The following is a 12,068-nucleotide window of genomic DNA, read 5'->3' on the forward strand; positions in this document are numbered from 1 at the left end:
GTCAGGGAACCGGCGCCGCCTCATCAGAGCCAGCCCGCTTTGGTCATGTCAGGGCAATACAATTCCGTCCGGCGAAAACGCCGGCGCGTTATTGATCTGCCATGTACAATTACGCCAATCCCCTACCGTATCGAAAAGACAAACCAAGCCCGTACGCGGAAATGATCCACGTCACGAATTCTGCCATTTTTGCTGGCCGATTCAGGCTGGGTTAAGGGCCAACGGCCCGTCCCTCTCGATAGACCGACATTAACGAAATCGCTGTGGATAGGGCAAGGCCACGACTAACGGATTTTTAAGGAATGTGGTTAGCGCAGAGGGGTTCGGAGCCTGCGTTGCACTGGCATGTTTTGACAAAGCCATTGTGATTCAAACCCTTTTCCGGCGAATATGAAAAAGGCCGCCTCGCGCGAAATTTTCTGAAATAATTTTCTTGACAGGCAAATGTTCCCCGTCCCTCGCGCCAGATGTGAACAAGCTGTGGATGACCGTCAATAACTTATTGAAAAATAAAGCTTATTTTTGACAGCTGATATTTTTGCCGTGAACGCTTTCAGCGGCTGCGCCTATCAGCAGGCATGCATATGCCGGCAAAGCATTTCGAACATTGAAATCGTGCGGAGTGTCTGTTTGGGAGATTTCTTTTTAAGTACTTGCCGGCAAACGAAAAACCCGGCACGAGCGGCCGGGCTTGAAGAAGGCAAGATCAGTAAAGGTATATTAGGCCGACAGCACCTTGAGTCGCTGGGCCAGGCGCGACACCTTGCGCGATGCCGTATTCTTGTGCACCACGCCCTTGGTCGCGGCGCGCATCAATTCCGGTTCCGCCACCTTGAAAGCAGCCTGCGCGGCAGCCTTGTCGCCCGAGGCGAGCGCCTCTTCGACCTGGCGGATGTAGGTCCGCACGCGCGAGCGGCGGTTCTTGTTAATCGCCGTGCGACGGGCGATCTTGCGCGTTGCCTTTTTGGCCGAGGAGGTATTGGCCATGATGCCTCTCTTCTGATCTGGTGGGCGCATGCGGGATGTCGCAGGGCGCAAAAACAAACGGGCAGCCACAGGGCCGCCTCGGTTGGTGCGGCTTATAGTTCAGCTTTTCCGGCGCGTCAACGCTGCTTCGCCTTCTTTTTGGCCGCTGCTGTCGCTCGCTTCTGGCCGCTGTCGTCACGATCTATCGGTTCGTGAAATTTGGCTTCCGCTTCTCGGCAAAGGCCGCCATGCCTTCCTTCTGGTCATCGAGGGCAAACAGCGAGTGAAACAGCCGGCGCTCGAACCGCAGCCCTTCGGCCAGTGTCGTTTCATAGGCGCGGTTGACGGCCTCTTTCGCCATCATCACCGACGGCAGCGAAAAATCGGCTATCTTGGCTGCCGCCTTCAACGCCTCCTCGAGCAGCTCGACGGCGGGCACGACACGTGACACCAGGCCGCAACGCTCGGCTTCCGCCGCATCCATCATCCGTCCGGTCAGGCACATGTCCATCGCCTTCGATTTGCCGACGAAGCGGGTGAGGCGCTGTGATCCGCCCATGCCCGGCATGACGCCGAGCGTGATCTCGGGTTGGCCGAATTTGGCGTTGTCGGCGGCGATGATGAAATCGCACATCATCGCCAGTTCGCAGCCGCCGCCAAGTGCATAGCCGGCCACCGCCGCGATAACAGGCTTGCGCGCCCGGGTGAACTCTTCCCAGCCGACAAAGAAATCCTGCACATAGGCGTCGACAAAGGAGATCGCCTGCATTTCCTTGATGTCCGCACCTGCCGCGAAGGCTTTTTCGGAGCCAGTGATGACCATCGCGCCGATGTCGGCATTCGCGCAAAAGCCGTTCACGGCCGCGACCACTTCCGTCAGGACCTGTGAGTTCAGCGCATTGAGCGCCTTCGGCCGGTTCAGCGTGATCAGCCCGACCTTGCCGCGGATTTCGACGATAATCGTTTCATGGGCCATGACTGTATCTCCTCACTCGGTCATCTGGCTTACATCTGGCGTCCAGCTCGGCATCTAGGTCACACCCGGCACCTAGCTCACAACTGACAAGTCCGGCAGTAGAAGGTGGAACGCCCGCTTTGCACGATGCGCTCTATGTGGCCGCCGCAGCCGTGCTTGGAGCAGGGTTCGCCCTCGCGATCATAGACCGCGAACGAATGCTGGAAATAGCCCAAAGACCCGTCGGTCTGCACATAGTCGCGCAGCGACGATCCGCCGGCGGCGATCGCATCGGCAATCACCGCGCGGATTGCTTCGGCAAGGGCGTCGCGCTGCTGTTTGGCCCTCTTTCCAGGCTTTGCGATGGTGCCTGCCTCGCGCAACGGCGACAGACCGGCGCGCCACAGGGCCTCCGACACATAGATATTGCCGAGCCCGGCGATCAACCGCTGATCGAGAAGTGCTGCCTTCAGCGGCGACTTCCGGCCTTTCAGCAGCGAGGCGAGCAGCTCGCCGTCCAAAGCATTGCCTGTCGGCTCGACGCCCAGCCCCGCCAGCATCGGATGCGTGTCGGGCGCCCCTTCGGAAAACAGCATGAAGCCGAAACGGCGCGGATCGTTGAAGGTCACGCGGGACCGGGCGCCTTCGGGAGAGACGATATGGAAGACGACATGGTCGTGCACCGCACTTTTCGAGCGCTCGAGATAAAACGCGCCCAACATTTTGCGGCTATCGGGCATTTCGCCGTCATCGGACGTTTCAATGCGGAACGAACCCGACATGCCGAGATGGCAGATCAGCACCGGACCGCCTTCGAGATGCATCGTCAGGTATTTGGCCCGGCGGCCGAGCGCCGTAATCGTCTTGCCGGTCAGCCTCTCCAAGAATTTTTCGGGAAACGGAAAGCGCAGGTCGGGCCGGCGTGCCTCGACGCGGGCGATGCGGGCGCCTTCCAGAACCGGCTGCAGGCCCCGCCGCACCGTTTCGACCTCAGGCAACTCAGGCATGGCCGCCTATCGTTGTATAGAAGGAGGTGCCGTGACGGCCGCGTGCCAGCCCAAGATGCTCGGCGACGGTTTCACCGATGTCGGCGAAGGTCGTTCTGAGCCCAATGTCGCCGCCAAAACCTGGTCCCGTGCCGATCACCGGAATGCGTTCGCGTGTATGATCGGTGCCCTGCCAGGTCGGATCGTTGCCATGGTCGGCCGTGAGGATGAGAAGGTCGCCGTGCCTTAGCCGTGCAAGCGCCTCCGGCAGCCGCCGGTCGAAGGCCTCGAGCGCGGCGGCGTAGCCGGCAACGTCGCGCCGATGGCCGAACTCTGTGTCGAAATCGACGAAATTGGCGAAGACGAGATCGCCGTCGCCCGCGTCATCCATCGCGCCGAGCGCCTTGTCGAACATCGCCATGTTGCCGGCGGCCTTGCGCACTTCCGATATGCCGCGATGGGCGAAGATGTCGCCGATCTTGCCGACCGCGATGACCCGGCTGCCGCGCGCCGTCAGCCGGTCGAGCAGGGTCGGTTCGGGCGGCGGCACCGAATAGTCCCGGCGGTTGTGCGTCCGTTCAAAGCTGGCGGCGGTTTCGCCAATGAAAGGCCGCGCGATCACCCGTCCGATGTTCAGCGGATCGACCAGCCTGCGCACCACCTTGCAGAATTCGTAGAGCCGTTCCAGGCCGAAGTGAACTTCATGCGCGGCGATCTGCAGGACGGAGTCGACCGAAGTGTAGCAGATCGGCTTGCCGGTGCGGATATGCTTCTCGCCGAAACGCTCGATGATCTCGGTGCCCGGGGCATGGCAATTGCCGAGAATGCCCGGCACCTCTCCTTCGCGGATGATCGCTTCGGTCAGATCGGCTGGAAAGGCGGGAACCGTGTCCGGGAAATAGCCCCAGTCGAAGCGGACCGGCAAGGCGGCGATTTCCCAATGGCCCGATGGCGTGTCCTTGCCGCTCGAAATCTCCTGCGCCGCGCCATGGAAGGCGGAGGCGAGCTGGACCTTGCTGCCGATGTCGATGCTGAATCCCGTCGCTGTTTTCGCCGCGTGACCCAGGCCGAGCGAGAGCATGTTGGGTACCAAAAGCGGGCCTTTGCGCAGCCCCTCGCGATCCGCCCGGCCCTCCGCGCAGGCTCTGGCGATGTGTCCGAACGTGTTGGAACCGGCGTCGCCATAGCGCCCGGCGTCAGCCGCGCCGCCGATGCCGAAGGAATCGAGAACAAAAAGAAAGGCGCGCGCCATTGCAGGGGTTCATTATTATCGTTTGTCTGTCCGCCCAGACATAGGGGCCCGCGCCGCCATTGGCAATTCGGAAGCAGACGGCTTGGCGCGATAGTTGAGATGTGGCCACGAACCGTGCCGATGTCATCCCCGCCCTTCGGCGCGTAGTGGGTTCGACCAGGCCGCACCCAGCAGAGCCACGATGGCTGCAGCCATCGTGCGCCTGGCGTCAGGTAACGGCCGATAGCAGGCGATCGGAATCGGGCGCGGTCGTTTCAGCAGGTGCTGCAGGGAATCGTTGGGCTTCTGCGGGGCCTGAGATAATAGGTTTCGCCCATCGATATCGAGTCGAAAGCCGAACTCAATCCAAGCCGTTTCTCACTGTCCGCCGACCAGGTAATGATCGGCTGGTATGCGAGATTGCTTTCGACGCGAATGAGAAAGGTGCCCTTGATCTCGAGCGTCGGTGCAACCGTGGTGATGGAGTTCTTGGCGGCGGCGGCGCTGAAGGCGCCACCGACCATCTTGCGTGACCAAACGACCACCACCTTCGGCGTCGCTTCGTCCGTGACCTGGATTGCGGTGATGATGATTTCCGGGGTCGATCGGTTGTACGGCTGAAGGGTGGAGTTGCCGATCTGCATGATCGCATCGAGATCGGCTGCCGTGATGGTCTGCTGCTGGGTAACGAGATCCGCCACCATGCTGCCGATGCGACTGACCTTCTTGCTGGTTTCGATGGCTTGCGAGGCTTCCATGGTCATGAAGTACATGATCAGCAGGACGGGCACGATGAAGGCAAACTCAACCGCCGCGACACCGCGGCGATCGCAGCAGAACCGGATGGCTTTCGTACAGATTCCAGCGATCCCCTTATGTGCCTCCGCACGCCCCATGCCCTCGTCCTTTTTCACCCACGCGACGGTGCGTTTTCAGTTGTCGAACGGCTCGTTCTGCCAGGTCACCGATGCGAAATGCAGCGTGTTGCCGTCTTTCAGATTGGCCATCGACTTGGCCATGAAATCGGTCACGACGGGCCATTTGTAAAAAACCCGCAGCATGTTTATCGATTCAGCCAAGCCCGGGGCCACCGAGAAGGTCTTCGCACTCGTGCCTTGCGTCAGCACGATCTCACCGTCTTGGATCTTGAAGCGTGCGGAGGCCGCATCGGCGAAGGTCGGATATTCGCGCAGATCCACCAGCAATCCGGGGCAGTCCTTGGCGACCATGATTTCCAGCCGGCTGCAGATCATGGTCTTCAGCGTGGCCTCCGTTACATTGGCCTGCCTTATCTGGCCCGTCCGTAGCTGGCGCGCGACATCGTCGGCGATATTGGCCATCACCTCTTGCCCGGCAAATGAAATGCAGCTCTCCAGTATGGCAAAGACGAGGAGCGCAAATGGCACCGCAAGCATCGCGAATTCCAAAGCCGTGCTGCCGCGCCGGTCGCCAAGGAAGCGCGCTGAAAAGCCTGCTGGTCCTGCTTTGCTCATGTCCCGGGCCTGCCGATCCTGAAGGGGTGTCGGAGGGAGCATTAGCGCAAACCCATTGAGGTGCGGTTTGGATGATCGTTAAATTCGAGGGAAAGGTTTTAACGGGCCGACAACCGAAGCGGCATTTCAGCGAGACGAGACGGTCAGGTCGCTACCGGCCGGCGCTCATCTCGGCTTCCGAGGCCTTCTCCGCATCGCTTTTATACGAGCTCTCGCAATACGGCGTGCAGGACATGGTCTGTATTTCGGCACGCCGATAGATGCGCACCGACGACGCGTCCTGTCGCACCACGGTGATCTGCTCGTCGACGATCGGACGGCCCTCTTGATCTAGGACAACGAGGTTGGTGACGCCGAAGCCCTTGCCCGTCAGCACGATCGTCGAAGCATCCTGCACGGCGGCGTCGGCGATCGCCGGGTTGCCGACGACGATCGTATCGGCGGCGCGCGACAGTTTGACGATCTTCGCCTGGTTCATCGTGACTTCGATGCCGGCACCAGCCTTGGCCGGCACGACAAAGGCCGTGGCGGCAAGAAGCGCGACAATCGGAAAGGACGATCTCGGCCCGGTCATTGAAGTGCTCCACGGCGGCAAACTGCTCAACGGAACATGAACGAGATTGGTGAACCAACGGTTAAGCGGATGGGGAGGCGTGATGATGTCGGGATTGGCATCGTGATCGCCTGAAGCGGATCGCCCCTTTCCCAATCGGTGAATTGCGGCTTTCGCGCCCTTTGACGTGCCGGTCGGGTCCATTAGGCGTCACTTAGTTTACGGTTAACCACGCCATGTCATCGAAGCCGGAAAGGAATCGGTAAGGCTGTTTATTAAGCCGATCGAAAGAGCTTCTCCATAGATTGGCAGCATCCGATCAGCCGCCAAGAGAAGTTGACGGAATTGCTGTAACACCTGGAGTAGGAGCTCTCGAATGTCTAATCTCATTGCACGTTTTGTGAAGGACGAATCCGGCGCGACCGCTATCGAATACGGTCTGATCGCCGCTCTCATCGCGCTCGCCATCATGGTCGGCGCCGGCTCGCTGGGCGACGCGCTGAACGCGAAGTTCAACGGGATCGCCACTTCGATCAACAATTCGTAACAGATCACGAAGTCCGGTCGTTTTCCAGAACAGGGCCGCCTCACTGGCGGCCCTGTTTCGTCGTACCGGCAGTTTTTCAGCTCGCAACCTCATCAATCGTTAATCGAACATGTCTAAGCTGGGCTAGGCATAGTTGACCATAGGCCCGCGCCGATGCTTGAAGCCCTGATCTTCGTCGTCTTTCCGTTCTGCATGCTCTTTGCCGCGATCTCCGACATGCTGTCGATGACGATCGCCAATCGCGTGCCGGTGCTGCTTGTGGCCGTCTTCGCCCTGGTCGCGCCGCTGACGGGCATGGACTGGGCAACCTATGGCTGGCATTTCGCCGCCGGCGGCCTGGTTCTCGCCGTAACCTTCGGGCTGTTCGCGCTCGGCGGCATGGGAGGCGGCGACGCCAAGCTGCTGGCCGCCAGCGCCGTCTGGATGGGGCTGAACATCCATCTCGTCGAATATCTCGTGGTTTCGACATTCATTGGTGGCCTGCTGACGCTCGCCATCCTCGTCTATCGGAAATCGCCGCTTGCGGCCGTCACAAGCCACAATCCGTTTCTACGCCACTTCGCCGACGAGACGACCGGCGTTCCCTATGGCATCGCGCTTGGCATTGGCGGGCTGCTCACCTTTCCGAACTCGCCGTTGATGGCGTGGGCGCTGGCAAGGCTGGCGGCTTAATTCTCGCCACCATCCTTCCCTCGTCAGGCCAGCCTTCCCTTCTTCGATTTGGCGTTTGAGCAGGCGGCTCGGCCGCCTTTTTGCGGGCCGGACCGGATGCCTCAAATTTGTGTAAACCTTAAATTAATCACGATCGTAAGTATTAAATTAACCTTGTTTTGACGATTGCCGATGCAAGGTCCGGCTTGGCTACGTGGATTTGCCAAGACAAGGTTCGGACAGATGCCAGCATCCCGACTGATCATTCTGGGCGTGGCGGTGGCCGCGGCAGGTGGCGCAGGATATGTCGCAAAAAACATGGCCACGGCGCCGCCACCTCAAATCGTCGATTCCGGCCCCGAGGCGCCGGCAATCGCGCTGCAGGACGTGCTGGTCCTGTCCGGCGACGTTCCGATGGGCAGTCCGCTCGACAACAACATCAGCTGGCAGTCCTGGCCGGCCGACGGCGTCAACGCGAATTTCATCACCCGCGCCGCGGAGCCCGATGCGTTGGAGAAGCTGAAAGGCGGCATCGCCCGTGTGGCGATGTATGCCGGTGAGCCGCTGCGGCGCTCCAAGTTGATCGGCGAGGGACAGAGCTTCATGTCGTCGATCCTGCCCTCCGGCATGCGGGCCGTCGCCACAGCCGTATCGGCCGACACTTCGGCCGGCGGCTTCATACTTCCCAACGATTTCGTCGACGTCATCATGACCCGCAGAGCCGATGCGGCAGGCGGCGGCAGCGGCTTTACGACCGAGACCATCCTCAAGAACATTCGCGTCCTGGCAATCGACCAGACCATCCAGGAGGACGAGGAAGGCAAGCGCACCAGGGTCGGCCAGACCGCCACCCTGGAACTGACACCGCAGCAGGCGGAAATCATCACCGTCGCCCAGCAGATGGCGGATCGCCTGACATTGGCGCTGCGGTCGATCACCGACACCCAGGAGAAGAATCTGGGCGAGGCCGACTATCTCGTTTCCGGCAATGGCCGGCGCGGCACGGTGCGATTGATCAAGTCGGGCGAAGTTTCCGAAGTGGGAGCAAGGCAATGAGGCTAAACGCTGGACTGCCGGTCACACTGGCTGCGGCAATCGGCCTGTTCCTGCTTGGATCGAATGCACATGGCCTCCTCGAGGCGAATGCGGCAGGCAGGAACGCCGAGGTGTCGGCTTCGACCGCCACCCAGCGCGTCAAGCTCGGTCTTAACAAATCGGTGGTCATCGACCTGCCTAGCGATGCCTATGATATTCTCGTCGCCAACCCGGCGGTCGCCGATGCGGTGACCCGCACCGCCAGGCGCATCTATCTGTTCGGAAAGGCGGTGGGCGACACCAACATCTTCGTCTTCGGCCCCAATGGCGAACAGATCGTCAGCCTGGATCTGGCGGTCGAGCGCGACGTTGCTGGACTGGAAGACTATATCAGACGCTTCATCCCATCATCAGCCATCACGGTCGAATTGCTGAACGACAACGTCGTCCTGACCGGAACCGTGGACACTCCCCTGGATGCCAAGCGCGCGGTCGATCTGGCCACCATCTTCGTGTCCGGCGGTGAAGCGACCACCGGACAGTATTCGCAGACCGCCTCCGGCGGCTCGGCCGAAGCCGGTGTCGACATCGACAACCCGGATTCCGAGCGTCGCGTCAGCCAGATCGTCAACCTGCTGCAGATCATCGGCGACGACCAGGTGACGCTCAAGGTGACGGTCGCGGAAGTCAGCCGCTCGGTGATGAAGCAGCTCGGCGTCAACCTGATCGGCAACGGCAGCAGCAACGGCTTCTCCTTCGGCGCGATGAGTTCTCCTCCTTATGGCCTGGGCAAACCGATTTCGCAGTACTCCAACTTACAGTTGGGTGATGCGCTCGGAAACGGACTTCAGGCGTATATCAATGCCATGGAGCAGAGCGGCGTCATGAAGACACTCGCCGAGCCGACGCTGACCGCGGTTTCGGGCGAAAAAGCGACATTCAAAGTCGGCGGCGAATTCAATCTCATCACAAGCCGAACGAGTAACGTTTCAGAGGACAATATAACGGGCCAGGTTACTTACAACAATGAAAAGCTCGAATATGGAATTGGCCTTGAATTCCAGCCTGTCGTGCTCTCGGCGGGCCGCATCAGCCTTAAGGTGAGGACGTCGGTTTCGGAGCCTACGACGGAAGGCGCCACAGTGCTCGAAGCGGCCGGTGACTTGCCCGGCACCACTTTGCTGTCGATCCGAAAGCGACTGGCAGACACGACCGTTGAACTGCCTTCCGGCGGTTCGATGATGATCGCCGGCCTGGTTCGGGACGACATCCGGCAGGCGGTCGCCGGGCTGCCCGGGCTGACCAAGATCCCAGTGCTTGGCACGCTGTTCCGCAGCCGGGACTTCGTCCGCAACGAGACCGAGCTGGTCATCATCATCACGCCTTACCTGGTGAAGCCGGTGACGCGCAACGCTCTTGCCAAGCCGGATGACAATTTCAACGCCGCCAGCGATGGCGCCGGCATGTTCCTTGGCCGTGTCAATCGCGTCTACGGCACCATGCAGACCGACAAGCCCAACGGCCGTTACCACGGCGTTGTCGGCTTCATCTACAAGTAAGCGGGGAAGCGGACATGTCTCAGTCAGCGTCGAAGGCAAGGATGATCACCGCAGCGGTGCGGTCCGGCCGTTCGCGGATCTATCGGCCGGTCCTTCCGGTCCTCGCGGTTGCGGTCGCGGCATTGCTGGCGGGCTGCGCCAACCGGGACAGCATCACGGTCGGCGCTGTTCCGGACGATTATCGCACCACCCATCCGATCGTGATTGCTGAGAAGAACCTGAAGATCGACCTTCCGGTCGGCGCCGGCGATTACGGTATGACCGGCTCTCAGCGCGACACACTTGTGGGCTTCCTGGATGGATACGACAAGAGCGCCGCTCCGACCCTGACGATCTCGATCCCGAGCGGTTCGGCCAACGAGATCGCCGCGACCGCGGCCGGTCGCGATTTCGCCAGACTTGCGATTGCCAGCGGCATCAGCCGGAACCGGATCGTCATCACCACCTACCAGTCGGTTTCGGCCGAAGCGTCCGCGCCGATCCGCGTCGCCTATGTCTCGGTGAAGGCGCAGACCGACAGATGCGGGCGCTGGCCCGAAGACCTGCTGCAGACCTCGGAAAACAAGCACTATGCCGATTTCGGCTGTTCGTATCAGAACAATCTTGCCGCCCAGATGGCCAATCCGACCGATCTGCTCGGGCCGCGCAAGCCTTCCGATATCGAACCGAAAAATCGGGAGAATGTGATCGACGTGTATCAAAACAGAAGCATTTCGGACGAATTCCTCGGCAATTCGGAAGTTGATTATTGAGCTCGAGCCGCACAAGTCACGGAAAGAAATGACGATGAGCAATCTTGCCTACGACACAGGGATAGATGGCGGCGAAATCTCGCAGCAGGATATCGCCGCCATGCAGGCGTTGCGGCCGATTCCGCGCATCTCGATTCAGGCATTTTGCGAGACCGATGGCGTTGCCAATCCTGTCGAGCGCGCCGGCGAAGATCGTCGCATGGCGAAGGCCCATCTGAAGGTTCATATGGGCGGCGTCGCCACCGCCATCGAATTCTATCAATCGGCGCCGACGCCGAACCTGATCCTGCTGGAATCGCGCAGCGAGCCGACGCAATTGCTGGAGCAGCTCACGCAGCTCTCCGAATATTGCGATCCGACCTCGAAGGTCGTGGTCATCGGCCACTACAATGATGTCGGGCTTTATCGCGAGCTCATCCGCTCCGGCATTTCCGAATATGTAATCGCGCCGGTGTCGATGGCCGATATCGTCAGCGTGATATCGTCGATTTTCGTTGATCCGGAAGCCGAGCCGATCGGCCGCTCGATTGCCTTCATCGGCGCCAAGGGTGGCGTCGGCTCCTCGACCATTGCCCACAATGTGGCTTGGGCGATGTCGTCGCTGTTCAAGTCCGAAGTGGTTGTCGCCGATCTGGACCTGGCTTTCGGAACGGCCAACATCAATTTCGATCAGGATCCGGCGCAAGGCATTGCCGAAGCGGTTTTCTCACCGGAGCGCATCGACGAGGTCTATCTCGATCGGCTGCTTGCCCAGTGCGCCCAGCATCTGTCGCTGCTTGCAGCGCCTTCAACGCTCGAGCGGGTCTACGATTTCGATCCCGACGCTTTCACGCAGCTTATCGACACGGCGCAGCGCAGCGTGCCGCTTCTGGTGCTCGATGTTCCGCACGTCTGGACAGGCTGGACCAAGAGCATACTGGTCAAGGCCGACGAGATTGTGATCACGGCGACGCCGGAACTGGCCAATCTGCGCAACACCAAGAATCTGGTCGACATGTTCAAGCGGCTTCGCCCGAACGATCCACCGCCGAAGCTGATCATCAATCAGGCCGGCGTGCCAAAGCGTCCGGAGATTGCGTCATCCGACTTCGCCGACTCGCTCGGCCTGTCGCCGATGTCGGTTATTCCCTTCGAGCCGCTGCTGTTCGGAAACGCCGCCAACAACGGGCGCATGCTCGGCGAAATGGATGCCAAGAACCCGGTTGTCGGCACGATCAACGAGATTGCGCATGTGCTGACCGGGCGCAGCGAAATCAAGGCAAGAAAGAAAGCGGGCCTCGGCAATCTCCTTGGCAAGCTCTCGCGCAGCAAGAAGTGATGCTTTCGGAGCGGGATTGGTA

At 60.5% G+C, this 12,068-nt stretch carries 13 protein-coding genes; 6 read left to right on the forward strand and 7 right to left on the reverse strand.

What is annotated here, in order from left to right:
• Nucleotides 1-720: 720 nt before the first annotated feature.
• From rpsT to AC0L3N_RS02185, 7 genes are all read right to left on the reverse strand, one after another.
• Nucleotides 721-987 (reverse strand): 30S ribosomal protein S20, encoded by a 267-nt coding sequence (gene rpsT, locus AC0L3N_RS02155; RefSeq protein ID WP_029356919.1) that lies wholly within the window; start codon nt 985-987, stop codon nt 721-723.
• 181 nt (nt 988-1,168) lie between these two features.
• Nucleotides 1,169-1,942, reverse strand: a complete 774-nt coding sequence (locus tag AC0L3N_RS02160) for an enoyl-CoA hydratase (protein ID WP_123146531.1) — start codon at nt 1,940-1,942, stop codon at nt 1,169-1,171.
• A 77-nt stretch (nt 1,943-2,019) separates the two neighbouring features.
• Complete coding sequence (mutM, locus tag AC0L3N_RS02165; RefSeq protein WP_473545217.1) at nt 2,020-2,928, reverse strand: bifunctional DNA-formamidopyrimidine glycosylase/DNA-(apurinic or apyrimidinic site) lyase; 909 nt, start codon at nt 2,926-2,928, stop codon at nt 2,020-2,022.
• The gene (locus AC0L3N_RS02170; protein WP_473545219.1) at nt 2,921-4,159 is read right to left on the reverse strand and encodes a phosphopentomutase; all 1,239 of its coding nucleotides are present in this window, start codon (nt 4,157-4,159) and stop codon (nt 2,921-2,923) included. The genes mutM and AC0L3N_RS02170 overlap by 8 nt, the downstream gene beginning before the upstream one ends.
• A gap of 254 nt (nt 4,160-4,413) precedes the next feature.
• Nucleotides 4,414-5,034 carry a TadE/TadG family type IV pilus assembly protein gene (locus AC0L3N_RS02175; RefSeq protein WP_473545221.1) on the reverse strand — a complete coding sequence of 207 codons (621 nt, stop codon included), beginning with the start codon at nt 5,032-5,034 and terminating at the stop codon, nt 4,414-4,416.
• 36 nt (nt 5,035-5,070) lie between these two features.
• A complete protein-coding gene (locus AC0L3N_RS02180) occupies nt 5,071-5,631 on the reverse strand; it encodes a TadE/TadG family type IV pilus assembly protein (RefSeq protein WP_473545223.1) in 561 nt (186 codons plus the stop codon).
• 151 nt (nt 5,632-5,782) lie between these two features.
• The gene (locus tag AC0L3N_RS02185; protein WP_192358289.1) at nt 5,783-6,205 is read right to left on the reverse strand and encodes a pilus assembly protein N-terminal domain-containing protein; all 423 of its coding nucleotides are present in this window, start codon (nt 6,203-6,205) and stop codon (nt 5,783-5,785) included.
• 355 nt (nt 6,206-6,560) lie between these two features.
• On the opposite strand from AC0L3N_RS02185, the gene AC0L3N_RS02190 reads away from it, so the two are divergent.
• From AC0L3N_RS02190 to AC0L3N_RS02215, 6 genes are all read left to right on the forward strand, one after another.
• Complete coding sequence (locus AC0L3N_RS02190) at nt 6,561-6,731, forward strand: Flp family type IVb pilin (protein WP_473526068.1); 171 nt, start codon at nt 6,561-6,563, stop codon at nt 6,729-6,731.
• Between the two features lie 153 nt (nt 6,732-6,884).
• Nucleotides 6,885-7,403, forward strand: coding sequence for an A24 family peptidase (locus AC0L3N_RS02195; protein ID WP_473545225.1), 519 nt, complete (start codon nt 6,885-6,887; stop codon nt 7,401-7,403).
• 222 nt (nt 7,404-7,625) lie between these two features.
• A complete protein-coding gene (gene cpaB / locus AC0L3N_RS02200) occupies nt 7,626-8,438 on the forward strand; it encodes a Flp pilus assembly protein CpaB (protein ID WP_473545227.1) in 813 nt (270 codons plus the stop codon).
• The gene (locus AC0L3N_RS02205) at nt 8,435-9,976 is read left to right on the forward strand and encodes a type II and III secretion system protein family protein (RefSeq protein WP_473545228.1); all 1,542 of its coding nucleotides are present in this window, start codon (nt 8,435-8,437) and stop codon (nt 9,974-9,976) included. The genes cpaB and AC0L3N_RS02205 overlap by 4 nt, the downstream gene beginning before the upstream one ends.
• Before the next feature lie 14 nt (nt 9,977-9,990).
• Complete coding sequence (locus AC0L3N_RS02210; protein WP_473545230.1) at nt 9,991-10,728, forward strand: CpaD family pilus assembly protein; 738 nt, start codon at nt 9,991-9,993, stop codon at nt 10,726-10,728.
• 34 nt (nt 10,729-10,762) lie between these two features.
• The gene (locus AC0L3N_RS02215; protein WP_473545232.1) at nt 10,763-12,046 is read left to right on the forward strand and encodes a CpaE/TadZ family protein; all 1,284 of its coding nucleotides are present in this window, start codon (nt 10,763-10,765) and stop codon (nt 12,044-12,046) included.
• Nucleotides 12,047-12,068 lie beyond the last annotated feature (22 nt).

It is taken from the genome of Mesorhizobium sp. WSM4807, assembly GCF_055811615.1.